We start from the raw sequence: 24,757 nt of genomic DNA on the forward strand, positions 1-24,757 counted from the left end.
TTCACTCGCGCGGCGCGGGCTTCGCCAGTTCGATGCCCGCAGCGCCCAGGCGCTTGAGGATTTCGAACAGCAGGTCGCTCTTGGTCACCCCGACGATCCGGGGGCTGGCCACGTAGCCGGTCACGGTCAGGGTGATGCCCTCGGGCGTGAGCTTGCTGAAGCGCACCACCGGCGCCGGTTTATCGAGGATGGTCTCGTTCTCATGATAGGCGTTGTAGAGCAGGTCCTTGACCTGTTCCGGGTCAATGTCCAGGGGAAACGTCAGTTCCAGCGACGCCACCCCCTGGGCACTGCCGCCCAGGGTCACGTTGCGCAGGTTCTGCGAGATCAATTGTGAGTTGGGCACGATGACGATCGAGCGGTCACTGAGCTGGATTTCCGTGGCCCGCACGTTGATCCGGCGGATGTCGCCCTCGACGCCGCTGATGCTGATCAGGTCGCCGACCTTCACCGGGCGTTCGGTGAGCAGGATCAGCCCGGAGACGAAGTTCTTCACAATCTCCTGCAAACCAAAACCGATACCCACCGACAGCGCACTGACGATCCACGCCAGGTTGGTCCACTGCACGCCCAGCGACGACAGGGTCAGCAGGATCACCAGCGCATAGGCGATGTTGGCGAACAGCGTGCTGAGCGAGGCGCACATGCCCGGGTCCATGCGGGTCTTGGGCAGGAACTCGTTGTCCAGCCAGCGGCGCAGCGTGCGCACCAGGTAGATGCCGATCATCAGCGCCAGCACGGCGTTGAGCAGATGACCTGGGATGATGTTGAGCTTGCGCAGCCCGGCACCGCCAAGCACGGCCATGGTCTGGTCGACCAGTTGGCCGAGGGTGGTGCCGACGCCGCCGACGAACAGGGTGATGATCGCCAGCAGGATCAGCCCGGCGCGACCTAGCCCCGAGAGCACCACGGATGCCTGTTCCAGGCGCGTGTCACCGATGCCCAGCACTTGTTTGAGGGCCTTGCCGCTGGCGCTTTTCGGCGAGAACAGGTGTTCGCATGTGTCGTTGAACAACTGCACCAGCAGGTAGAAACCGGTGAGGATGATGAACATCCACACCAGTTGATAGGTGATGAACCGCGCGGCGGAGATGTAGCCGATCAACAGCGCCGCCAGCGAAGCCAGTACGCACAGGCAGGCGAACGCATAAAGCAGGCTGGCGACGGCGGAGTTGGCCGGTGGATGATCACCCGTGGCCGCCACCGCCTTGCGTGCCTTGTTGATGCGCAGGAACAGCGCGCCGATCAGCAGGGTGATCACCAATGAAACGAAGCCGCGGCCAAACAGCACGGCCTGGCTGCTCATGTCCGTGACATTGACCACCTGGGCCAGGGTCATCAGCACCAGCAGGGTGCCGGCGACCAGTTTCGGGAAGGGCTTGATGGCCTGGGCGACCGGGTCGGAAATCGCCGGCAAGCGCCAGGAAGGGTGCTGCGTCGACAGCAGGGCACGGCTCAGGCCGGTGATCAGCACGCACACGTACACCACTTTTTCGAACTCGTCGGAGTAGCTCTGCATCAGCGGCGACAGCGGGATGTGCCGGGTCAGCGCGTAGAACAGCAGAGACATGGCGATGGCGGTGGTCAGCAGTGTGGCGGCGACCGAGGCAAATGCCAGGGTGCTTCGACGCAGGCGACCTTCGGGCATGCGGTGGATGCAGATCCAGGTAAAACCGCGGTCTGCCACCTGGCGTCCCCATGTCCACAGCACGAATGCCAGGGCCACCAGAACCACCGTGAACAGCCGCTCGCCGGGCAGCCAGGCCACCGCGAGCGCCGCCGCGACGTGCTGGAAGAACGTGCTCAGGTGCTCGATATCCCCCTGCTGCGGGCTGAACAACGGTGACCAGAAACCGGCGCTCAAGATGCTGCCGGCGCGCAACGACACCTCAGATTCCAGCAGGCTGCGGCGAATCGCGGCGATCTGGATCAGCAGGCCGGCGGCGCTGTCCTTGAGGCTGGCGAGGGTCTTGAGGTTGGCGTCGAGTTTGCTTTTCTGCTGGGAAACGCTGTCGCGCTGCTCGGCGATTTCCGATTTTTCCAGGGCCACGCCACTTTCGGTGACCGGCGTGAGCACATCGAGCTGGGCCTGCAATTGTTTCTGTTCGGGCAGCAGTGCCGACTGCATCGCCGACACATCGGTGATGAATGACTGGATCAGGTCCTGGAGGGTGACCATCTGGGTGACGTTGTTGGCCTGGGAAACCTGTTGCTTGATGCGGTCCAGACGCAGTTGCAGGCCTTGCAGGTCGCTCTGCGAGACGGTCACGGTGGTGAGGCCGGACAGGGAAGGGGCGTTGCCCGTCAGGTCGGCGGCCAGCAGCGTCGGGCCGCTCGGTACGAGCAGGGTGAACAGCAGGAAGAGCATTGACCGCAATGCAGGGCACATAGGCTGGCCGACTCGATGTTAGTCATTCAGCCTATGAGGTTAGGTCATCCGCTCAAACTGCGAGGTATAGTTTGCCCGGCGGGGCCCGATCGAGCCCCGCCGGGGTGCGGTTCAGACGCGTTCGAACAACACCGCGATGCCCTGGCCGCCGCCGATGCACATGGTCGCCAGCGCATAGCGGCCCTGCACGCGCAGCAGTTCGTGGATGGCCTTGGTGGCGATGATCGCGCCGGTGGCGCCCACCGGGTGACCGAGGGAGATGCCGGAACCGTTGGGGTTGACCTTTTCCGGGTCGAAGCCCAGTTCCTGGGCCACGGCGCAGGCCTGCGCGGCGAAGGCTTCGTTGGACTCGATGACGTCCAGGTCGGCCACGGTCAGGCCGGCACGTTGCAGCACCAGTCGGGTGGCGGGGATCGGGCCCAGGCCCATCAGTTCCGGCTCGACACCGGCGTGGGCGTAGCCGACCAGGCGCACCATCGGCTTGAGGCCCTGGGCGCGCACCGTTTCGCCGGTGGCGAGGATCAGTGCCGCGGCGCCGTCGTTGAGGCCCGAGGCGTTGCCGGCGGTGACGCTGCCGTCTTTCTTGAACGCCGGTTTCATCTTGGCCAGTTGCTCGGCGTTGACGTCGCCACGCACGTGTTCGTCGGTGTCGAAGGTCACGGTGCCTTTGCGCGAGGCGATTTCGATGGGCACGATCTGGCTGGCGAAGCGGCCTTCGGCAATGGCCCGGGCGGCGCGCTGCTGGCTGACCAGGGCCAGTTCGTCCTGGGCTTCACGGCTGATGCCAAAGCGTTCGGCGACGTTTTCCGCGGTGATGCCCATGTGGAAACCGGCAAACGGGTCCTGCAACACGCCGAGCATGTAGTCGATGGCCTGCATGTCCCCCATGCGCCCACCCCAGCGCGCCTGCGGCAGCAGATAGGCGCCACGGCTCATGGACTCGACACCACCGGCCAGCGCCGCGCCGGCATCGCCGAGCATCAGGCTCTGTGCGGCACTGACGATCGCCTGCAAGCCGGAGCCGCACAGGCGGTTGACGTTGAAGGCCGGGGTTTCCTTGGGCAGGCCGGCATTCATCGCCGCCGTGCGGGAAATGTAGGCGTCACGGGCTTCGGTGGGGATCACATGGCCCAGCACCGCATGGCCGATCAGCTCAGGCGCCAGGCCCGAGCGCTCGATGGCGGCGCGGCAGATGTCGGTGGCCAGTTGGGTCGGCGGTACATCCTTGAGCGAGCCGCCAAAGCTGCCGATGGCGGAACGCACGGCGCTGATCACATAAATGTCGGATGGGTTCATGAGGATTCCCTGCTGGAGTCGGGTGCGCGTCTGGCACTGTGGATGGGGCAAGAGTCTAGGCGCGGGGCGGGTTTTGGCCTATGTCGCAAGTGCTCAAGGGCTGTGGTGTTTTTTGCCAGTTGTACTGTGCTCTTGTGGGAGCGGGCATGTCGAGGCGTCGAACCGTCGCGATGGTCGTTAACGATAACGCCGGCTGCCTGATACCCCTCGGCGCCTGATACACCATCGCGAGCAAGCTCGCTCCTACAGGTCTGGTGGTGTCCTTGTGGGAGCGAGCCTGCTCGCGATGAGGCCGGCACATGCACATTTAGCGGCGACTGACCCACCGCCATCGCGAGCAGGCTCGCTCCCACAGGGGGGGTGTCAGGTTCACGGTCGATCACTCGCCCTGCCGTCGTGCCGGGAACACCAGTTCGAAGCTTGTCAGGCCATCCCGGCTGCTGGCGCTGCAGGTGCCGTTGTGCAGCTGCATGATGGTCGCCACGATCGACAGTCCCAGGCCGTTGGAGTTGGCCGAGCGTTCGCGGGACTGGTCGACCCGGTAGAAGCGTTCGAACAGGCGGGGCAGGTGTTCGGCGGGGATGGTCGGGCCGTGGTTGCGCACGCTCAGGCGGATGCCGTCGGCGGACGGCGTGGCGCCGATGAACAGTTCGGAATGCGGCGCGCCGTATTTGATGGCGTTGGCACACAGGTTGGCCAAAGCCCGGCGCAGCAGCATCGGTTCGGCCCAGATCACGCCGCTGCCGCGGGCTTCGATGTGGATGCCGACATCCGCCGCCGGCCCTTCGAAGTACTCGGCCATGCGCTGCATTTCATCGGCGGCGTCCAGTTCCTGGCGCTGTTTGAGCGCGCTGGACGGGTCGGTGCGGGCCAGGAACAGCATGCTGTCGAGCATGCGCGCCAGGCGCTCGAGTTCCTCGACGTTGGACGCCAGCAGTTGCTGGTAGGCCTCGATGCTGCGGTTCTGCTGGAGGGCCACCTGGGTTTCGCCCATCAGGTTGTTGATCGGCGTGCGCAGTTCGTGGGCCATGTCGGTTGAGACCTGGCTCAGTTGCGCAAAGCCCTTGCCCAGGCGGTCAAGCATGGCATTGAACGCGTCGATCATCGGCAGCAGCTCCTGCGGCGCGCCTTGGCTGTCCAGGCGTTCGCCGAGATTGCCCACATCAATCCCGTGGGCGTGCCGCGCCAGCCGTCGCAACGGCAGCAGGCCGCGATGCACCAGCAGGTAACCAGACAGCGCCAGCAGCACCGCCGCGACGCTGGCGAACAGGTAGACGTTGAGGCGATAACTGGCGAGCAGGGCGGTGCGTTCGGTCATCAGGCGGCCGGTGACGACCTGCAGGCTGCCCATGTCGCCGGAGTCGATGGTCGCCGCCACGGCCGAGAAGGGCACGCCGTTCACGCCCGGATAATGCTGCACGTCGGCCAGACCCAGCTGGTGGTCCATGGTCACCGGCGCCAAGGAGGGCAGCGGCAGGTTGCCGGGGTTGACCACCAGCAGCGGTTTCTGTCCCGGCGGGGTGATGGTCAGCAGCGCTTCGCGGTTGCCCATCATGTTCTGGAACAGCGCCGGTTTGGTCTTGATCAGCTCCAGGGTGTTGCTGTCGTTGAGGAACGTGCGCAGTTGATTGATGCGTGTGATCAGGGCCGCATCGTCGCGCCGGATCAGCTCGCGCTCCAGGTCGCGGTACAGCGCCACGCCCAACAGGGTCAGGGAAATGAACGCGAGCAGGGCGAACACCAGCGCCAGGCGCAGGGTCAGGGAATGGCGCAGGCCGCTCATGGTTGCGTATCGAAACGGTAGCCGATCCCGCGCACGCTATGGATCAGCTTGAGCTGGAAGGGGTCGTCGATCTTCATGCGCAAGCGACGCACGGCCACATCGACCACGTTGGTGTCGCTGTCGAAATTCATGTCCCAGACCCGCGAGGCGATCATCGAGCGCGACAGGACTTCGCCCTGATGCGTGGCGAACAGGTGCAACAGGGCGAACTCCTTGTTGGTCAGGGTGATCCGCACCCCGGCACGGGTGATGCGGCGCTTGAGCACGTCGATCTGCAGGTCTTCGACGTGCAGCTGTTCTTCCTCGCGGGTCGGCCCCCGGCGGGTCAGGGTGCGCAGGCGCGCCACCAGTTCGGCGAAGGAAAACGGCTTGATCAGGTAATCGTCGGCGCCCAGTTCCAGGCCCTTGACGCGGTCGGCGATGTCATCGCGAGCGGTCAGGAACAACACCGGCGTATCGGCTTCCTTGCGCAGGCGGCGCAGGACTTCCCAGCCATCCATTTTCGGCATCATCACGTCGAGCACGATGACATCGAAGTCGTGCTCCAGCGCCTGATGCAGCCCATCGACACCGTCCCGCGCCAGGGTGACGCAGTAACCCAGTTCCTGCAGGCCATTGAGCAAATAGTTGCCGGCCTTGGGTTCGTCTTCAACTACCAGGATGTTCATGCAGATACGCCTCGGACCAATCGCGCCAGTGTAGCCGGATCAATTGGCATTGGTGCAACCGGCACCGCTGACCTGGTAATCGAGCACGTGCTCGCGACCCTGGGAGTCCAGGTAGTTGAGTTGGGCGGGGACGATCCCGCATTGCTGGGAAATGTCAGTGCTGGACAGCACCTTGGCCACATCCAGATGGACGAAGAAACCGGTCTTGTCGTGGATCACCGGCTGGGTGCTCGCGGTGTCTGCGAAGGCCGAGCCAGCGGCGAGGAAGGCGGCGATAGCGAAGATAAATGTTTTCATGGCGAGTCTCTCTATTCAGATGGGCGGTGGCTGCCGGGTGTGGCCGGACAGTGAGTTCAGGTTAACGAGGCGATCCGGACAGCCGACCAACAGAACAATGACAATCCTGTAATGCAGCGGGCTCAGGGCTGGCGGCCGGAGGCTTCAAGGATCAGGTCGGTGATTTCCTTGGCGTGGGACACCAGCGACAGGTGGCTCGACGGCAACTCGATGGTGCTGGCGTTCATGCGTTTGGCGAGGAAGCGCTCAAGGTCCGGGTTGATGGTCTGGTCGAGGCTGGACACCGCGTACCACGACGGTTTGCTGTGCCACGCAGCGGCGGTGGTGCGGTCGCTGAACAGGGTCTTGGCGATCGGTTGCTGCACGGCGAACAACTGCATGGCCTTGGCGTGGGGCACGTCGCTGGCGAAGTACTTGAGGAAGGCGTCCTGCTTGAGGCTGACGAAGCCGTCGTGCTCCTCGGTGCCGGCGCGCACCGGCATGGTCGGGTATTTCGCCGACAGCGCGACGAAGTCTTCGCCGGCGTCCGGTGCGCGAGCCGCGACATAGACCAGCGAGCTGACTTTCGGATCGACCCCGGCCTCGCTGACGACGGTGCCGGCGTAGGAGTGGCCGACCAGCACCGTCGGGCCATCCTGTTGCGCCAGAACACGCTGGGTGGCTGCGACATCGTCAGCGACCGAGGTCAACGGGTTTTGCACGGCGGTGACGTGCAGACCGGCGGCCTGCAACCGCGAGATAACCTCGGACCAGCTCGAGCCATCGGCCCAGGAACCGTGCACCAGCACGACATTATTGGCCTTGACCGGCGCGATGTCGGCGGCCATGGCGGAACCGGTGCCCAGCATCATCAGGCTGGCGGCGATCAGGCAGAGTTTGCTCAATGGTTTCATGGTGTGGACCCTTGTCATCATCAGTGGAAGGTGTCACCCGATGTGGGTGAGCGACGCCGCCACTTTAGAAACCGAGGGTGTTGGCAACGCTGACAAGTCGATGACAAGTTTGTAATGCAGGGCCTGCCGTATGTCGGGCGCCCGGAACGGTGATGGACGCTGGTCTTCCAATCCAGGACAACGACGGGAGATCAATCATGACTTACGACCGACGACGTGAGGCCCTCGCGGCCTGGTATGAAATGCTCGACCATCCGGCCATTCGCATGGATGTCGAGGAGCAATATGACGAGCTGCTCAAGGCGGCGGATGAGATGGAACACGCCGAACTGATCAGCAGTTCGGAATGGCGCAGCCTGGTGCGCAAGGCGGGCGTGGCGTTTTCCCATTCGACCGAAGGGATGCGCGGCGGAACCTAGGTTTTACGTCCAGGGCTTACGCTCAGGCTGCAACGCTCAGCAACCACCCCGACAGCCCACCTGCGATCACCACCAGCCACGGCGGCAGCTTCCAGAACATCAAGGCCACCAGTGCAAGCAGGGCCAGGGCGAAATCCGCGGGTTTGCCGATGGCGCCGGTCCACACCGGCTGATACAGCGCGGCCAGCAGCAGCCCGACCACGGCGGCGTTGATGCCGCTCAGTGCGGCCTGGGTGCGCTGGCTGCGGCGCAAGGCCTCCCAGAATGGCAGGGCGCCAAGGATCAGCAAGAAGGATGGGGCGAAGATCGCCAGCAGGGCGATCACGCCGCCACCGAGGCCCGTGGGTGTCTGGTTCATGGCGGCGCCGAGGAACGCGGCGAAGGTGAACAGCGGGCCTGGAATGGCCTGCGCCGCGCCGTAGCCGGCGAGAAAGGTTTGCTTGTCGACCCAACCGCTGGTCACCACTTCGCTTTGCAGCAGCGGCAGCACGACGTGGCCGCCGCCGAACACCAGCGAACCGCTGCGGTAGAAGGCATCGACCATGGCCAGCGTCTGGTTGGACAGCAGTTGGTTGGCCAGCGGCAGACCGCCCAGCAACAGCACGAACAAACTCAGCCACAACACGCCTGCGCGCCGGCGGACGGTGATCGGCAGGGGTTCGTGGCCGTTGCTTTCGGCAGGTTTGATCAGCCACAAGCCGGTTATGCCGGCTGCCGCCATGACACCGATTTGCGTACCGATGGAGGGGTGCAGCAGGACGATGCCGGCGCCAACCATCATCATCGTGATGCGCAGGCCGTCCGTGCACAGCGTGCGCGCCATGCCCCACACCGCTTGCGCGACCACCGCCACGGCCACCACCTTGAGACCGTGCAATGCGCCGGGGGCGAGGAGGGAGCCGTAATGGGTCAGGCCCAGGGCGAACAGCATCAGCACTAGGGCCGAGGGCAGGGTAAACCCGGCCCACGCCGCCATCGCACCCAGGTACCCGGCGCGCGACAGACCCAGGGCGATGCCGACCTGGCTGCTGGCCGGGCCCGGCAGAAACTGACACAGCGCCACCAGGTCGGCATAGCTGCGCTCGCTGAGCCAGTGTCGCCGACTGACAAACTCCGCCCGGAAATACCCCAGATGCGCGACGGGACCGCCGAATGAAGTCAAGCCCAGGCGCAGGAAGATGACGAACACCGACCAGGCGCTGCGGGAATCGGTCATGCGGGGGCCTGCCTGGAGTGTTGGGGGTAGGAATCCATTCTAACCATGGACTGTGTACCGGGTGTTGCTCCGCCATCCCTGTAGGAGCGAGCTTGCTCGCGATGAGGCCAGCACATTCACCATCCATGGCGCCTGACACACCGCATCGCGAGCATGCTCGCTCCTACAGGGGCGGTGTTCACAAATCCAATAGTGTGGGAGCGAGCCTGCTCGCGATGAGGTCGGCACATTCAACATCCATGGGGCCTGACACTCCGCTTCGCGAGCAAGCTCGCTCCTACAGGGGGCGGTGTTCACAAATCCAATAGTGTGGGAGTGGGGTGTCCTTTTGGCGCTATCTGCTGGCTTATTAGCGTTAGCCGGCAATCCGTCGGCGCGTTACAGTGGACGCCATGTTTTTCGTACCCTGACGGACGCTGCCCATGACCCGCCCCCGTTTTCTCCCCGACAACTTCACCCTGACCCTGATCGCCGTGGTCATTCTTGCCAGTCTGCTGCCCGCCAGCGGTCAGGTGGCGGTCGGGTTTGGCTGGTTGACCAACATTGCCATTGCCCTGCTGTTTTTCCTGCACGGCGCCAAGCTGTCCCGTGAGTCGATTATCGCCGGTGCGGGCCACTGGCGCCTGCATTTGCTGGTGTTCAGCCTGACGTTCATCCTCTTCCCGCTGATCGGCCTGGCGCTCAAGCCGCTGTTGTCGCCGCTGATCGGCGCCGACCTGTACATGGGCATGCTCTACCTGTGCGCATTGCCGGCCACGGTGCAGTCGGCGATTGCCTTCACTTCGCTGGCGCGCGGCAACATCCCGGCGGCGATTTGCAGTGCGGCGGCCTCCAGCCTGTTCGGGATTTTCCTCACGCCGCTGCTGGTGACACTGCTGCTCAACGTGCACGGCGATGGCGGCTCGACGCTGGATGCGATCGTGAAAATCAGCGTGCAACTGCTGCTGCCGTTCATTGCCGGCCAGATCGCCCGGCGCTGGATCGGCGCCTGGGTGGGGCGCAACAAGAACTGGCTGAAATTCGTCGATCAGGGGTCGATCCTGCTGGTGGTGTACGGCGCCTTCAGCGAAGCGGTGAACGAGGGTATCTGGCACCAGATTCCACTGTGGGAGCTGGCCGGCCTGGTGGTCGCCTGCTGCATCGTGCTGGGCCTGGTCCTGCTGGCATCCACCGTGCTCGGCAAGGCGTTCGGGTTCAATCAGGAAGACCGCATCACCATCCTGTTCTGCGGTTCGAAGAAAAGCCTGGCGACCGGCGTACCCATGGCCCAGGTGCTGTTCGCCGGCAGCACCATCGGCGTGCTGATTTTGCCGTTGATGCTGTTCCACCAGATCCAGTTGATGGTCTGCGCGGTCCTTGCGCAGCGTTACGCCAAGCGTCCGGAAAGCATTCCGGAGCTGATGGCGCACGTCGATCCTTGATCACTGGCCGTCGACCACCCGCGGCAATTGCAGCGGGTTGAAGTCGCGCAGCGCCTCGGGCAACAGCGCCTGCGGAAAGCCCTGGTAGGCCACCGGCCGCAGGAAGCGCTCGATGGACGTCATGCCCACCGAGGTGAAGCGGCTGTCGGAGGTGGCCGGGAAGGGGCCGCCGTGCACGGTGGCGTGGGTCACTTCCTGCGGGTGGGCGAAGGCGTTGACCACGATCCGCCCGGTGCGGCGCTCCAGCACCGGCAATACGCGCCGGGCCAGTGGCAGGTCGTCTTCTTCAAGGTGCAGGGTGGCACTGAGCTGGCCGTTGAGCGAGCGCGCCACCGCCAGCCACTGCGCTTCATCCTGTACCGTCACCAACAGCGCTGACGGGCCGAACACCTCCTGCGACAGCAGCGGTTCGCTGAGGAAACGCTGGCCGCTGACCTCCAACAATGCCGACTGGCCGTCAAAGTCCGCATTGCCCGCGAAACCTTCGGCGATCCGCCGTGCGCCGGCGTTCTCCAGCGCCGTGAGCCCCTTGAGGTAGGACGCATGAATGCCCGGTGTCAGCATCGTGCGCGCTGCCGCCTCGTTCACCCGTTTGACCATCGCCTCACGCAGTGCCTGCAAGCCTGCGCCTTCTATCGCGATCAGCAGCGCCGGGCGCAGGCAGGCCTGGCCGACGTTGACCAGCATGCGCTCGATGAACCCGTCGCCGATCTGCGCACCCCGTGCGGCCAGTGCGGCGGGCAGGATGAACGTCGGGTTGATACTGGTCATTTCAGTGAACACCGGAATTGGCTCGGGCCGCTGTTGCGCCCGGCGATACAGGGCCATGCCGCCGTGCTCTGAACCGGTGAACGTCACCGCCTTGATCAACGGATGGTCGACCAGCGCTTCGCCGATGGCATTGCCGCTGCCGCGCACCATCGAAAACACGCCTTCGTGCAGGCCATGGTCATGCACCGCCTGCTGGATCGCCCGCGCCTGGATTTCCGAAGCGCCGGGGTGGGCGTTGTGAGCCTTGAGGATCACCGTCGCCCCGGCGGCCATCGCCGAAGCCGTATCACCCCCGGCCACCGAGTAGGAGATCGGGAAGTTGCTCGCGCCGAAAATCGCCACCGGGCCGATGGCGATTTTCTGCAAGCGATGGTCCATGCGCGGACGCGGCTGCCGCTCGGGCTGTGCCGGGTCAATGGCCAGTTGCAGGAAGCGGCCTTTGCGCACCACCTCGGCGAACTGGCGAAATTGCGTGGCCGCCCGGCCGACTTCACCTTCGAGCTGCGCTTGCGGCAGGCCGGTTTCCAGTGCGGCCCGCTGCGCCAGCGCCGGGCGAACGGCTTCGAGGTTGTCGGCGATGCTGTCCAGGAACGCTGCGCGCTGGCTCAGCGAGGTATGGCTGTAACTGTCGAACGCTTCATCGGCGAGGGTGGCGGCGCGGTGCACCTGCAACGCGCCACCGAGGGCGAAATCGGTGTCGAGCCATTGCTGCGTGGCGGGGTTGAGCGCCTTCATCGTGCCTTCGCTGGCCGGGACATCGTGGGCGCCGATGATCAGGTTACCTGTGAGTTTCATGAGTGATCACTCCTGCCCGGCGAGGAGGGTGACGAGCTCATGGGTCGTGACGATCGAATGGGCGAAGGTCGGGCCGTTGAGTTCGTGGGCGGCGTGCATCATTTCCGGACGCAATGCGGCGGTTGCATCGCGGACCAGGGTAACGTGGTAACCCATTTCCGCGGCATAGCGGGCGGTCGCCTCGATGCAGGTATTGGCCAGCAGGCCGACGATGATCACGTGGGTGATGCCTTGCTGCTTGAGGCGAAAATCCAGGTCGGTGTTGGCGAAACCGCTGGAGCCCCAGTGCTCCTGGACGACGATGTCACCGTCCTGCGGGGCGAAATCAGGGTGCCATTCGCCGCCCCATTCGCCACGGGCGAAGTGGTGCATGTGCATGATCTTGCTCTGGGTGGGGGTCGGGTGGTCCCAGCATTCGTAGTCGCCATGTTCCCAGCGACGGTGCGGTACGATGACCACCTGAATGCCCTGGCCGCGTACGGCGATGTCGAGGGTGCGCAGGTTGTCGAGCAGGCCGACCTGTTCGGCGATCGGCTTGAGCAGGGGGAAAACCTTGCCGCCTTCGGACAGGAAATCGTTATAGGGATCGACCAGCAGATAAGCGGTGCGATCCAGGGGATAAAAGGGCTTCGACATGACAATGTTCTCCACAAGAAGATGAATGACAGGTGCCGGGGTTGCCCGGTCATCTTGTTGATATGATAATCATAGTAACTAGGTATGAGGCAAGCTCCTATGTCGATAAACACCAGTGCTCCCGACACGCTGTGCCCGATTGCACGGGCCGAAACCGTCGTGGGTGACCGCTGGACCGTGCTGGTATTGCGGGAGTTGTTCATGGGCAGCCATCGCTACGACGAGATCCAGGCGCAGACCGGCGGTACGCCGCAAATGGTCGCCTCGCGCCTGAAAAACCTGGAAGCCGAAGGCATGGTCGAACGTCGCCTGTACAACGAACGACCACCACGCTACGAATATCACCTTAGCGAAAAAGGCCGGGCTTTCTACCCGGTGGTGCTGGCGCTGCGAGCCTGGGGGGAAACCTGGTGCAAATCACCGCAGGAGGGCCTGGCGGTGGTCTACACCCACACCACCTGCGGCGAACCGGCTGGCCTTGGCCTGGCGTGCGCTCACTGCGGTGAACTGCTGCGCCGTGACGAACTGGTCAGCGAACAGAGCCCGGCCTACCAGGCCGAACGCCAAGAGCGGCGCGAAGCGTTCAAGAGTGCACGCAGCCCGCAGTGAGCGGAACATGGATGACATCGCGCAAGGAGCCCACATGCCACTGACCGCCACCACCCTGATCGACATCGCCATGAGCAACCCGGTCAATGCCGAAATGCTCCGACGCCTGCCCGAGCTGGGGCTCGACCAATGCCTGCTGACGGCGGGCTGCCTGTTCCAGGCGGTGTGGAATCACCAGTCTGGCCAGCCAGCGGGGTGGGGCATCAAGGATTACGATGTTTTCTACTTCGACGAAGACCTGTCCTGGGACACGGAAAACCGTGTGATCCAGGCCGCCCAGGTGCTGTTCCAGGACCTGGGCGTGAACGTCGAACTGAAGAACCAGGCGCGGGTGCATCTGTGGTACGCACAACGCTTCGGTGTCGGTTACCCGCAACTGCTGTCGGCCAAAGACGGCATCGACCGTTATCTGGTGGCGGGCACCTGCATCGGCCTGGATGTGAACAGCGGAGAGCTGTACGCCACCTACGGCCTGGACGACATCGAGCAGGGGCTGTTGCGGATCAATCCACTCAATTCCCGTCCGGCGCTGTTTGCGCAAAAGGCGCAGAGTTATCAGGCGCGTTGGCCGTGGCTGCAGATGATCGAATGAAAAGGGACGGGGTGCCGATGCGCCCCGTCCCCTTTGATCAGAACTTGAACGCCTGACGCCCAACCAGCAGCCACTGGCCTTTCTGCTTCTGCCAGATCTGGAAGTTCTCGATCTCGGTCGGGATCACTTCCTCGCCCTTCAGCGCCTGCGCCGAGAAGTGGTTGCGCACCAGCGCGACGTCGCCCGACAGGTTGATGGTCTGGTTCTGCATCTCCAGGGTCTTGAACGCACTGCGGCCGGTTTCGATGTCGGCGATGTATTCCTGCTTGTTCTGGATTTTCCCGCTGGAGTGGCCGTAGGTCAGGTTCTCGGCGGTCAGGGCGTTGAGCTCGGGGATGTTCTTTTTCAGCATGGCCTGGGTCAGCTTGTCGACGGCCTTGGCCACGTCGGCTTCACCGCTGGACGGGGCGGCGGCGACATAGCCGCTGAACAGGCAGAGAAAACCGACCAGCACTTTCACTTTTTTCATGGGTGATTCCTTGTTGTTGTAGGTGAACGAGTGATGGGCCTGGGGTGGCATTCATCAGTCGTCGTACAACCTAGCATGCGGCATGAGAAAAGCGAACTGTCTGGGATATCGGTTTGCCTGTTCGGTCCCCATCGCGAGCAGGCTCGCTCCCACAATGGTTTTTTGGTGAACACAGTTTCTGTGAACACTGGAGATCCAATGTGGGAGCGAGCCTGCTCGCGATGGGGCCAGATCAGACACCCAAGAAAAACGGATCAAAGATACTTATCCGTCACCGCCCCCTCCGAAGCACTCGACACCGTCTTCGCATACTTGGCCAGCACCCCGCGCGTGTACTTGGGCGCAGGCCGAACCCAGCGGGCCTTGCGCTCGGCCAGCACCGCGTCGGTCACCGCCAGGCTGATCTGCCGGGTCTCTGCGTCGATGGTGATGCGATCGCCATCCTCGACCAGCGCAATCGGCCCGCCCTCGAAGGCTTCCGGGGTGATGTGGCCGACCACGAAGCCGTGGGATCCGCCGGAAAACCGGCCGTCGGTGATCAGCGCCACCTCCTTGCCGAGGCCCTTGCCCATCACCGCCGAGGTCGGCGAGAGCATTTCGCGCATGCCCGGGCCGCCCTTGGGGCCCTCGTAACGAATCACGATGACATCGCCGGCCTGCACTTCACCGTTGAGAATACCGGCCAGCGCGCCTTCTTCGCCGTGATAGACCCGCGCCGTGCCCTCAAAGCGCAGGCCTTCCTTGCCGGTGATCTTGGCCACTGCGCCGGTGGGTGAGAGATTGCCGTGCAGCACCACCAGGTGCGAATCCTTTTTCACCGGCTGGTCGAACGGCAGGATCACGTCCTGGCCGGCGGGGTAGTCCGGCACGTTCGCCAGGTTTTGCGCCAGGGTCTTGCCGGTGACGGTCATGGCATCGCCGTGCAGCATGCCGGCGGCGAGCATGCGTTTCATCAGCGGCTGGATGCCGCCGATGGCCACCAGCTCGCTCATCATGTATTGGCCGCTGGGGCGCAGGTCGGCCACCACCGGCGAGACTTTGCCCAGTTCGACGAAGTCATCCAGGCTCAATTCGACGTCCACTGCGTGGGCCATGGCCAACAGATGCAGCACGGCATTGGTCGAGCCGGCGAGGGCGATCACCACGCGAATGGCATTCTCGAAGGCCTTGCGGGTCATGATGTCCCGTGGCTTGAGGTCGAGCTTGAGCAGTTCCATGACCTGTTGCCCGGCGCGGAAACTGTCCGAAGCCTTGTCGCCGCCGACCGCGTCCTGGGAACTGGAGCCCGGCAGGCTCATGCCCAGCGCTTCGATGGCCGAGGCCATGGTGTTGGCGGTGTACATGCCGCCGCAGGAGCCCGGCCCGGGGATCGCCACTTCCTCGATCTGCTTGACCTGGATTTCGTTGATGTCGCCGCGGGCGTTCTGGCCCACGGCTTCGAACACGGAAATGATGTCGGTGTGCCCGGCGCCAGGGCGGATGGTGCCGCCGTAGACGAAGATGGACGGGCGGTTGAGCCGCGCCATGCCGATCAGGCAGCCCGGCATGTTCTTGTCGCAGCCGCCGACGGTCACCAGGCCGTCGAAACCTTCGCAGCCGGCCACCGTCTCGATGGAGTCGGCGATCACCTCACGGGACACCAGCGAGTACTTCATGCCTTCGGTGCCGTTGGCGATGCCGTCGGAAATGGTGATGGTGTTGAAAATGACGCCCTTGGCCCCGGCGGCATTCGCGCCTTTTTCCGCCTCGGCCGCCAGCTTGTCGATGTGCATGTTGCATGGCGTGACCATCGCCCAGGTGGAGGCGATGCCGATCTGCGGCTTCTTGAAGTCTTCGTCGGTGAAACCCACGGCCCGAAGCATCGAACGGCCGGGCGCACGCTCCACGCCATCGACCACTTGAGAGGAATACTTGCGCAAATCGTCTTTACTTCTCATGACCCTTCCTCATGCAGACGCCTGGAAAATCAGCATGAGTATAGTGGCCGGCAGGCGCGGGCCCGGACTATCAGGTCAGGAACAGACGCGCGGGTTCACCGTGTCGTGATATCCTGCGCGCCACTTGATTAAGTCAATTCCGTTTTCCTGTCCCTGGCGACAGGCGAACAGAATCACTGTCGCTCAAGTAGCTGAAGCCAAAAAAGATAAAAAGTCAGTTCAGTAGGGACATATAACTGAGGCCGGTGCATGCAATCGGCCTTGTGTGCCCACCCTGCAGTTCTTACGTGCGAGTACCGGGGACAGTCAGCCTGTCTGTCGTGATCAGGGGCTCGCGGGTAGGGAAGAAGGGCGGACGTTTTATCATAGGTGCTACAGATGTTTAAGAAAGTGAACACGGCCCTGTTGGGTCTGGCTCTGTCGTTGGGGATGACGACTGCCCAGGCCGAAGAAGCCAAGAAAGTCGATGTGCTGCTGATTGGCGGCGGCATCATGAGCGCAACCCTCGGCGTCTGGCTCAACGAACTGGAACCCGGCACCTCGATGGAAATGATCGAGCGCCTGGACGGTGTCGCCCTGGAAAGCTCCAACGGCTGGAACAACGCCGGTACCGGTCACTCTGCCCTGGCCGAACTGAACTACACCCCGGAAGACGACAAAGGCAACGTGTCGATTCCCAAGGCTGTTGAAATCAACGAAGCGTTTCAGGTCTCCCGTCAGTTCTGGGCCTGGCAGGTTCAGCAGGGCGTGCTGAAAAACCCGCGTTCGTTCATCAACACCACGCCGCACATGAGCTTTGTGTGGGGTGACGACAACATCAAGTTCCTGAAAAAGCGCTACGAAGCCCTGCAGGCGAGCCCGCTGTTCGCCGGCATGCAGTACTCCGAAGATCCGGCTGTGATCAAGAAGTGGGTCCCGCTGATGATGGAAGGGCGTGACCCGAACCAGAAAATCGCGGCCACCTGGAGCCCGCTGGGTACCGACATGAACTTCGGCGAGATCACGCGCCAGTTCGTCGCTCACCTGCAAACCCTGCCGAAATTCGACCTGAAGCTGTCCAGCGAAGTGCAGGACATCACTCGTAACGAAGACGGCACCTGGCGCGTCAGCTCCAAGAACCTGAAAGACGGCAGCAAGTTCACCACCGACGCCAAGTTCGTGTTCATCGGCGCAGGTGGCGGTGCCCTGCACCTGCTGCAGAAGTCCGGCATCGACGAAGCCAAGGAATACGCTGGCTTCCCGGTCGGCGGCTCGTTCCTGGTGACCGATAACCCGGCTATCGCCGAGCAGCACCTGGCCAAGGCCTACGGCAAGGCTTCGGTGGGTGCACCACCGATGTCGGTTCCGCACCTGGACACCCGTGTCCTGGACGGCAAGCGCGTCATCCTGTTTGGCCCATTCGCGACCTTCAGCACCAAGTTCCTCAAGGAAGGTTCGTACCTGGACCTGCTGACCACCACTACCACCCACAACGTGTGGCCAATGACCAAGGTCGGCATCAAGGAGTACCCGCTGGTGGAATACCTCGCCGGCCAGCTGATGCTGTCGGATGAAGACCGCCTCAATGCGCTGAAAGAGTACTTCCCGAACGCCAAGGCTGAAGACTGGCGCCTGTGGCAAGCCGGCCAGCGCGTGCAGATCATCAAGCGTGATGAAGCCGCCGGTGGCGTGCTGAAACTGGGTACCGAGATCGTCGCTTCCGCTGACGGCTCGATCGCCGGCCTGCTGGGCGCCTCGCCAGGTGCTTCGACTGCTGCACCGATCATGCTGCAAGTGATCCAGAAGGTGTTCAAGGACAAGGTCGCGACCCCTGAGTGGCAGGAAAAGCTGCACAAGATCGTACCTAGCTACGGCACCCAGCTGAACAACGACCCGGCCAAAGTGGCCGAGGAGTGGGCCTACACCGCCAAGGTGCTGGAACTGCCGACGCCTCCGGTCATCGGTCAGGCTGCCGCACCGGCCCCGGCCGCTGCCCCGGCAGAAGTGCCAAAGCCTGAAGCCGCACGCGACATGGCTCTGTAAGCACAGACCTGTTGGAAAAAGCCCACTGCACCGGCGACGGTCAGTGGGCTTTTTTTTGAGCCCCCTGTAGGAGCGAGCTTGCTCGCGATGGCGGCAGCTCCGGCAACTCCGACTTGTCTGATACACCGCAATCGCGAGCAAGCTCGCTCCTACAGAGGGGTGGGGGAGGGCTCGGGTTTTTGGTGTCAAAAACTCGGCAGTCAAGCGTTCCTGTTTTTATTCATGGCTAATGTGTTGCAAAATGTAAAATTCGAAACAGATCAAAATGCCTTCCATATCAACGTTTAAGCGCATGCCCCGGCAACGGTTCACGTTGTCTTCCCTCGTGCCATTGCTTTGGCATTTCCCAATTAATTCTTTTTGAATCATTCAGTTGCAGCGTAACTTCAGCGCATTTCTGAAGATTCAGCCGCTGTTCTCCCCCCACGATCACACCCGCACAGCCCCCCAGCCCACTCTTGCAAACGAAAGCCTTTCTTCCTTAACTGTTACCTAATGTAAAAAAGTGGATTCACCAACGATGTCTTTTAAATCAAGGTTTTAGTACGGCTGTTCAAGTGCTGCCGGATGTTTCTTTGACCTCTCCAGATCGACGCTCAAGGGATGACCAAGAAATGAAAGAGAAGCTGGCGGCACTGGTCCGAAAATTCGTTTCACCTTCCATGCGCTATGAATTGCGCAGCGCGGCCAACCGGCTGAACGGCCTTTTGCAGCAGGCGTGCCTGTGGCGTTGGGAAATCGCCCGGTTCCGCTTGCAGCATGAAAGCCCTTACGAGGTTCTCTACGTCGGCCGCAAAAACCGCCGGGACATGGCCAAGCTGCTGATCGGCGGCAAGTCCCTGATCGACAACGGTGCGCCGCAGGATCAAGCGCAGCCGGCCTCATCCAATCACGTGGTGGTCATCAGTGAAGTGCCGACCACGGGCGCTCTCAACGTGCCGGTGTACCTGAGCGCCGTGGTGCCGCTGGGGCGATCGCTGGAAGACATCACCGCACGATACGACAGCGAGTTGCGCCGCAGCATTCGCAAGAATCGGCCGCTCTACAGCATGCGCCAGGCACGGCTCGACGAAGAGATCGAGATGGCGGACCGTGACATGCTTCGCCCTTATGCGGTGGCGCGCCAGGGCACCCACGCCGCGCAATTCGCCACCCAGGAAGTGTTCAGGATCGCCAGGACGGTCGGTCGCCTCGACCTGATCACCCTCAATGACGAAGTAGTGGCCTGTCACCTGGGGTGTGTCGTGACGCGCGGCGGCAAGCGCTACTGGAGCACGCTGCGTTTCGGTTATACCGAGGCGGTGTTCTCGGATGCGAAAAAGCTGCGTGAGGTCAATTCGATGACCACGTACATGGCGCTCGAATGGGCTATCGAAAATGGCTTCGACTACTACGACATCGGGCTGTGCGTGGCGCGTCCGGACGACGGCCTGCTGAAGTGGAAAAGACGCCGGGGCGGCGATGTCGATTCCCTGGGCAATGACGCCTATCTGTTTGTCCGTCTGCCCAAGACCGGCACGGCCCGTTTCCTCTGGGATACCCCGTTGTTCGCGTTCGAAGGCAAGGAACTGACCCTGCATCTCGGCTTGCCGGATGGCCCGAGCGATGAGGAGGCGGCGCGGCGTTATCACGAGATGGTCTTCGGCGGGCTCGACAAGATCTACCTGCACTGCGAGAAGAACAAGGGCGAGCAGTTCCTGGAAACCTTGCGCAACCGCTATGCCAATGCGCAAGTCACCCCGGTTTTGCAGAAGGTCGCCTCCAGTTGAGCCAAGTCCCGGTCAAATCCGTACAGCGCTTCGATGTCCTGCAGGGAGGACTTTCATGGAACGCGATGTTTCGCAATTGAGTACCGTGAGCGCCGGTCGCCGAAAAAAATGGACCCTGGCCGCTTACCGGTACATGGCGAGAAAACGCCTGGCGCACAAGGTCGAAATCAACCTGAAGAACCTGGCGGTGAAAAGCTGGGACATCGCCCCAAGCGAGGTCACCCATTCGCCGCCGGCGTTCTTCCTGCCCGGCCAGATGGAGCGCGTGACGGGTTGGGAGGCCAAGCGCTTTTATCCCTACGAGCATCCGTCGCGCACCATGGAAGGGCTGGGTGATGTGGTGCAGGGGCCGACCCGTGGTTACCTGCTCAAGGATGTCTGGCTGATTGACGGCGTGCTTTACAAGGGCAAGGCCAGTCTGTGGCTGTCGAACAAGCCGGCGCGGTTTCCGCACATCGTGGTCGAGCGCGAAATCCAGCGTGCCGCCGTCTATTGCACGCAAAACGGCAACAGCTGGTTCGGCACCTGGCTGATGGAAGACTGCCCGACCTACGCGTTGGCCGAGGAAGAGGGCATGCCGGTGACCACCGCACCGTCTGCGCGGTTTCCGCTGTTCACCCAGGCACCCGCGTACGAGGACTGGTTGGACATGCGGCCGACGCGGCTGCACACGGCGTTTTTCCGCGAACTGGTGCTGTTCGATGATCAAAGCCAGAACAGCAGCCGGAGCCTGCGCTATCGGGCCATGGGGGAAAAACTGCTGTCGCACGTCAATTCGGCAGCGCACCCCGGCGTGTTCATCCTGCGCGGTGGCGCCGGCGATCTGCGCCTGTTGCGTAACGAACTGGAACTGGCGGACCACCTGCACAAGACCCGCGGCTTTCGCATTCTCGATCCACTGAAAAACGATGTGCCGACCATCGTTGCCACCTGCGCGGGTGCGCAAACCGTGATCGGTGTCGAAGGCAGTCAATTGGTGCATGGCGTCAATGTACTGAAGTCCGGCGGGTCGGTGCTGACCTTGCAACCACCGAATCGCTTCGTCAGTTACTACAAGTACCTGACGGATCGCGACCGGCAGAACTTCGGCTTTGTGGTGGGGCGCCCGGAAGGGGATGGGTTCACCATCGACATTGACGAGGTGGAGCGCACGCTGGATCTGTTTCCGGCGTAGCGCGTGATGGGTCGTTCAACCCCGAGCGTTGCGCTCGGGGTTGGCTGGTCGACTCAGCGGAACGCGGGAACCACGTGCTTGATGAACAGTTCCAGGGATTTTTTCTTCTCGGCGTGAGGCAGGCTGTTGTCGCACCAGAAGCTGAACTCGTCGACGCCCAGTTCCTGGTAGTACTTGATGCGCGGAATGATCTCTTCCGGGGTGCCGATCATGGCGGTCTTGTGCAGGCTTTCGAGTTCGAACTCCGGACGCCCGGCGAACTTTTCTTCCGGGCTCGGGGCGAGGAAGCCGTTGACCGGGGTTTCCTTGTTGCCGAACCAGGCATCGAACGTGCGGTAGAACCTGGAGATGGCCTTGGCCCCGACTTTCCAGCCTTCCGGGTTGTCGGCGCTGTGCACGTGGGTGTGACGCAACACCATCAATTGTGGACGCGGCACGCCCGGGTTGTTGTCCAGGGCGGTCTGGAACTTGTTTTTCAGGTCGAGGACTTCTTCGTCGCCTTTCATCAGCGGCGTGACCATGACGTTGCAGCCGTTGGCCACGGCGAAGTTGTGCGAGTCCGGGTCACGGGCGGCGATCCACATCGGCGGGTTAGGCTGCTGGATCGGCTTGGGCACGCTGGTGGAGGTGGGGAATTTCCAGATGTCGCCGTCGTGGGCGTAGTCGCCTTTCCACAGGGCACGCACCACCGGGACCATTTCGCGCAGGGCCTGGCCACCGCTCGAGGCTGGCATGCCGCCGGCCATGCGGTCGAATTCGACCTGGTAGGCGCCACGGGCCAGGCCGACTTCCATGCGGCCATTGCTGATCACGTCGAGCAGGGCGCACTCACCGGCCACCCGCAGCGGGTGCCAGAACGGCGCGATGATGGTGCCGGCGCCCAGATGAATGGTGGTGGTCTTCGCCGCGAGGTAAGCCAGCAATGGCATCGGGCTTGGCGAGATGGTGTATTCCATGGCGTGGTGTTCGCCAATCCACACGGTGCTGAAACCACCGGCTTCGGCCATCAGGGTCAGTTCGGTCAGGTCCTCGAACAGCTGGCGGTGGCTGACGCTTTCGTCCCAACGTTCCATGTGTACGAACAGGGAAAATTTCATGACGCTACCTCGAATCTCTTGTGGTCGACCCGTCGACTGCGGGGCTGTTGGTTATTGGTATACCATAATACCAAGTGACTGCAAATTGTTTAGATGCGCTGCATACCCCTGGCTTGCATCTTCTGTGTGGGAGCGAGCCTGCTCGCGATTGGGGTGACCAGGCAACCCAGGCCATCAGGCGCACCGCGTTAGCGTTGAACATCTCGCGAGCAGGCTCGCTCCCACAGGAATAGCGAATACAGGGGTATCGGGGAATCAGGCGAGAACAGGCAACGCACCCATCTTGCCGTGGCAATACACCAGCGGGCTGTTGCTGTGCTGCGGCACGATCAGGTTTTTCACCGCACCGACCATGATCGCGTGGTCGCCACCTTCGTATTCGCGCCACAACTCGCATTCGATCACCGCCGTGGCATTGGCCAGGATCGGGTTGCCCAGTTCGCTCAACGTCCATTCGATGCCCTGCGCCTTGTCCTTGCCCTTGCGTGCGAAAGCATAGGCTTCGCTCTGCTGGCCGCCGGAGAGGACGTGGATGGCAAAACGCTTGTTCTTGATCAGGACAGGGTAGGAGTCGGAACTGTAGTTGGGGCAGAACAACACCAGGGCCGGGTCCATGGACAGCGAGCTGAAGGCGCTGGCGGTCAGGCCGACGATCTGGCCGTCGTCATCGAGGGTGGTGATCACGGTGACCCCGGACGGAAACGAACCCATCACTTGTTTGTAGATGGCGGCATCAATCATGGGACGGTCCTCTGGCGGTGAAACGGGTTTTTATGAATTTGTAGGTATGATGGTATACCGTAATACATCGTTTGCAAGCGCTTTTTCAGTCGTGCCGATAAACGTATATTTTGCCGGTTTCGCCCAATGATTACGGGATTTTTGCCAGATTTGACGCGCAGGTCATTCGTCAGGAAAGCGGATCAGAAGTCTTTTTAAAGACCGGATCAGTCTTGTCAAAAGTTTGGAATACCATAATATGACTCGCATCTGAGGGGGGCCGCAGAGCACCCCCGGTTTGGCTTCGTACAACTATAAGATCAGACAAACTCGAGTTCATGCACATGTCCCAGATGTCCCGGCAAGACCCCCTGATCGAGAATCACACGGTCGATTACGTCCCACTCGCGGAACGCCACGGGAAGGCCCGCGACCTGTTCACCTTATGGTTCAGTACCAACATTGCGCCACTGCCCATCGTCACCGGTGCCATGGTTGTACAAGTGTTCCATCTCAACCTGTTCTGGGGCCTGCTGGCGATTGCCCTGGGGCATATGGTGGGCGGTCTGGTGATCGCGCTCGCCTCGGCGCAGGGCCCGCGCATGGGCATTCCGCAGATGGTGCAGAGCCGTGGCCAATTCGGCCGTTACGGCGCGCTGCTGATCGTGTTCTTCGCGGCGATCATCTACATCGGTTTCTTCATTTCCAACATCGTGCTGGCCGGCAAGTCGATCGTCGGCATTGCGCCGTCGGTGCCGGTGCCGCTGAGCATCCTGATCGGTGCCTTGAGTGCCACGGCCATCGGCGTCATCGGCTACAACTTCATCCATACGCTGAACCGCATCGGCACCTGGGTGATGGGCAGTGCGCTGCTCGCGGGCTTTATCTACATTTTTGCCCATGACCTGCCGGCGGACTTCTTCACCCGTGGTGATTTCAACCTGTCCGGATGGTTGGCGACGGTGTCGCTTGGGATCATCTGGCAGATCAGCTTCTCGCCGTACGTGTCCGACTATTCGCGTTACCTGCCGGCGGACATCGGCATCAGCAAGCCGTTTTTCGCTACCTACCTGGGCGCGACGCTGGGCACCATCCTGTCGTTCACCTTCGGCGCCGTGGCCGTGCTGGCAACACCCGAAGGCACCGAGGCGATGGCGGCGGTCAAGCAGTCCACCGGCTGGCTGGGGCCGATCCTGATGGTGTTGTTCCTGCTCAACATCATCAGCCACAACGCGCTCAACCTGTACGGTGCGGTGCTGTCGATCATCACCTCGATCCAGACCTTCGCCAGCCAATGGACCCCGAGCATCAAGGTGCGCGTGGTGCTGTCGAGCGTGATCCTGGCGGGTTGCTGCCTGGTGGCGCTGGGGGCCTCGGCAGACTTCATCTCCGAGTTCATCGGCCTGATTCTCGCGCTGTTGCTGGTGCTGGTGCCGTGGGCTTCGATCAACCTGATCGACTTCTACCTGATCAAGCGCGGCAGCTACGACATCGCCTCGATCTTCAGTGCCGACGGCGGCATCTACGGCCGTTTCAACCTGCACGCGATCATCGCCTATTTCATCGGCATCATCGTGCAGCTGCCGTTCGCCAACACCTCGTTGTACGTCGGCCCCTACGCCAACCTGGTGGAGGGCGCGGATCTGTCCTGGCTGGTCGGCCTGATCGTGACCTGCCCGCTGTATTACTGCCTGGCGACACGCGGCAAGGCACAGCAGCGCAGCACTGCGGCGCGTCTGGGCTACACCGACTGACCGCTGTCATCCAGCCCGCCCGCGGGGCAC

General features: G+C 62.6%; 21 protein-coding genes. 8 read left to right on the forward strand and 13 right to left on the reverse strand.

All coding sequences use genetic code 11. From position 1 onward, the window contains the following. Position 1: 1 nt before the first annotated feature. The 6 genes from ABVN20_RS03700 to ABVN20_RS03725 all read right to left on the reverse strand — a co-directional run bounded on the left by ABVN20_RS03700 (position 2) and on the right by ABVN20_RS03725 (position 7,326). Positions 2 to 2,389: a DUF3772 domain-containing protein gene (locus tag ABVN20_RS03700; RefSeq protein ID WP_368554139.1), complete on the reverse strand. Its 2,388-nt coding sequence runs from the start codon at positions 2,387 to 2,389 to the stop codon at positions 2 to 4. Positions 2,390 to 2,500: 111 nt separating this feature from the next. Further along, on the reverse strand, positions 2,501 to 3,685 hold the full coding sequence (locus tag ABVN20_RS03705; RefSeq protein ID WP_368554140.1) for an acetyl-CoA C-acyltransferase family protein: 1,185 nt from the start codon (positions 3,683 to 3,685) through the stop codon (positions 2,501 to 2,503). A gap of 379 nt (positions 3,686 to 4,064) precedes the next feature. Next, positions 4,065 to 5,468, reverse strand: a complete 1,404-nt coding sequence (locus tag ABVN20_RS03710) for a heavy metal sensor histidine kinase (RefSeq protein ID WP_368554141.1) — start codon at positions 5,466 to 5,468, stop codon at positions 4,065 to 4,067. Next, a complete protein-coding gene (locus ABVN20_RS03715) occupies positions 5,465 to 6,136 on the reverse strand; it encodes a heavy metal response regulator transcription factor (protein ID WP_368554142.1) in 672 nt (223 codons plus the stop codon). The genes ABVN20_RS03710 and ABVN20_RS03715 overlap by 4 nt, the downstream gene beginning before the upstream one ends. A gap of 39 nt (positions 6,137 to 6,175) precedes the next feature. Further along, entirely contained in the window at positions 6,176 to 6,433 is a 258-nt protein-coding gene (locus ABVN20_RS03720) for a DUF2790 domain-containing protein (RefSeq protein ID WP_368554143.1), read from the reverse strand. 122 nt (positions 6,434 to 6,555) lie between these two features. Then, the gene (locus ABVN20_RS03725) at positions 6,556 to 7,326 is read right to left on the reverse strand and encodes an alpha/beta hydrolase (RefSeq protein ID WP_368554144.1); all 771 of its coding nucleotides are present in this window, start codon (positions 7,324 to 7,326) and stop codon (positions 6,556 to 6,558) included. A 197-nt stretch (positions 7,327 to 7,523) separates the two neighbouring features. On the opposite strand from ABVN20_RS03725, the gene ABVN20_RS03730 reads away from it, so the two are divergent. Continuing rightward, complete coding sequence (locus ABVN20_RS03730) at positions 7,524 to 7,745, forward strand: hypothetical protein (RefSeq protein ID WP_368554145.1); 222 nt, start codon at positions 7,524 to 7,526, stop codon at positions 7,743 to 7,745. A 22-nt stretch (positions 7,746 to 7,767) separates the two neighbouring features. Here the strand turns inward: ABVN20_RS03730 and chrA are convergent, their stop codons facing one another. Next, positions 7,768 to 8,961, reverse strand: a complete 1,194-nt coding sequence (gene chrA, locus ABVN20_RS03735; protein ID WP_368554146.1) for a chromate efflux transporter — start codon at positions 8,959 to 8,961, stop codon at positions 7,768 to 7,770. A gap of 422 nt (positions 8,962 to 9,383) precedes the next feature. On the opposite strand from chrA, the gene ABVN20_RS03740 reads away from it, so the two are divergent. After that, positions 9,384 to 10,382 carry a bile acid:sodium symporter family protein gene (locus ABVN20_RS03740; RefSeq protein WP_368554147.1) on the forward strand — a complete coding sequence of 333 codons (999 nt, stop codon included), beginning with the start codon at positions 9,384 to 9,386 and terminating at the stop codon, positions 10,380 to 10,382. Here ABVN20_RS03740 and ABVN20_RS03745 read toward each other — a convergent pair whose 3' ends face one another. Both ABVN20_RS03745 and ABVN20_RS03750 read right to left on the reverse strand, forming a co-directional pair. Then, complete coding sequence (locus tag ABVN20_RS03745) at positions 10,383 to 11,948, reverse strand: aldehyde dehydrogenase (NADP(+)) (protein ID WP_368554148.1); 1,566 nt, start codon at positions 11,946 to 11,948, stop codon at positions 10,383 to 10,385. It abuts the gene before it with no gap. Positions 11,949 to 11,954: 6 nt separating this feature from the next. Beyond that, positions 11,955 to 12,584 carry an isochorismatase family cysteine hydrolase gene (locus ABVN20_RS03750; protein WP_368554149.1) on the reverse strand — a complete coding sequence of 210 codons (630 nt, stop codon included), beginning with the start codon at positions 12,582 to 12,584 and terminating at the stop codon, positions 11,955 to 11,957. Positions 12,585 to 12,683: 99 nt separating this feature from the next. Between ABVN20_RS03750 and ABVN20_RS03755 the strand changes: the two genes are divergently transcribed. Both ABVN20_RS03755 and ABVN20_RS03760 read left to right on the forward strand, forming a co-directional pair. Next, a complete protein-coding gene (locus ABVN20_RS03755; protein WP_368554150.1) occupies positions 12,684 to 13,193 on the forward strand; it encodes a winged helix-turn-helix transcriptional regulator in 510 nt (169 codons plus the stop codon). Between the two features lie 34 nt (positions 13,194 to 13,227). Next, positions 13,228 to 13,785, forward strand: coding sequence for a nucleotidyltransferase family protein (locus ABVN20_RS03760; RefSeq protein ID WP_368554151.1), 558 nt, complete (start codon positions 13,228 to 13,230; stop codon positions 13,783 to 13,785). A gap of 37 nt (positions 13,786 to 13,822) precedes the next feature. Here the strand turns inward: ABVN20_RS03760 and ABVN20_RS03765 are convergent, their stop codons facing one another. After that, the gene (locus tag ABVN20_RS03765) at positions 13,823 to 14,254 is read right to left on the reverse strand and encodes a nuclear transport factor 2 family protein (RefSeq protein ID WP_368554152.1); all 432 of its coding nucleotides are present in this window, start codon (positions 14,252 to 14,254) and stop codon (positions 13,823 to 13,825) included. A gap of 254 nt (positions 14,255 to 14,508) precedes the next feature. Further along, on the reverse strand, positions 14,509 to 16,191 hold the full coding sequence (ilvD, locus tag ABVN20_RS03770) for a dihydroxy-acid dehydratase (protein ID WP_368554153.1): 1,683 nt from the start codon (positions 16,189 to 16,191) through the stop codon (positions 14,509 to 14,511). Between the two features lie 378 nt (positions 16,192 to 16,569). Between ilvD and mqo the strand changes: the two genes are divergently transcribed. The 3 genes from mqo to ABVN20_RS03785 all read left to right on the forward strand — a co-directional run bounded on the left by mqo (position 16,570) and on the right by ABVN20_RS03785 (position 21,156). Next, positions 16,570 to 18,213 carry a malate dehydrogenase (quinone) gene (gene mqo, locus ABVN20_RS03775; protein WP_368554154.1) on the forward strand — a complete coding sequence of 548 codons (1,644 nt, stop codon included), beginning with the start codon at positions 16,570 to 16,572 and terminating at the stop codon, positions 18,211 to 18,213. Positions 18,214 to 18,827: 614 nt separating this feature from the next. Then, on the forward strand, positions 18,828 to 19,982 hold the full coding sequence (locus ABVN20_RS03780) for a hypothetical protein (protein ID WP_368554155.1): 1,155 nt from the start codon (positions 18,828 to 18,830) through the stop codon (positions 19,980 to 19,982). A gap of 55 nt (positions 19,983 to 20,037) precedes the next feature. After that, positions 20,038 to 21,156: a glycosyltransferase 61 family protein gene (locus tag ABVN20_RS03785; protein WP_368554156.1), complete on the forward strand. Its 1,119-nt coding sequence runs from the start codon at positions 20,038 to 20,040 to the stop codon at positions 21,154 to 21,156. A 53-nt stretch (positions 21,157 to 21,209) separates the two neighbouring features. Here ABVN20_RS03785 and ABVN20_RS03790 read toward each other — a convergent pair whose 3' ends face one another. Both ABVN20_RS03790 and ABVN20_RS03795 read right to left on the reverse strand, forming a co-directional pair. Next, positions 21,210 to 22,253, reverse strand: coding sequence for an LLM class flavin-dependent oxidoreductase (locus ABVN20_RS03790; protein ID WP_368554157.1), 1,044 nt, complete (start codon positions 22,251 to 22,253; stop codon positions 21,210 to 21,212). Positions 22,254 to 22,508: 255 nt separating this feature from the next. Further along, entirely contained in the window at positions 22,509 to 22,994 is a 486-nt protein-coding gene (locus tag ABVN20_RS03795; RefSeq protein WP_368554158.1) for a flavin reductase family protein, read from the reverse strand. Positions 22,995 to 23,317: 323 nt separating this feature from the next. Here ABVN20_RS03795 and ABVN20_RS03800 point away from each other — a divergent pair, with 323 nt between their 5' ends. Further along, on the forward strand, positions 23,318 to 24,727 hold the full coding sequence (locus ABVN20_RS03800) for a cytosine permease (RefSeq protein WP_368554159.1): 1,410 nt from the start codon (positions 23,318 to 23,320) through the stop codon (positions 24,725 to 24,727). Positions 24,728 to 24,757: the final 30 nt, after the last annotated feature.

Source organism: Pseudomonas sp. MYb118, from assembly GCF_040947875.1.
GTDB lineage: Bacteria > Pseudomonadota > Gammaproteobacteria > Pseudomonadales > Pseudomonadaceae > Aquipseudomonas.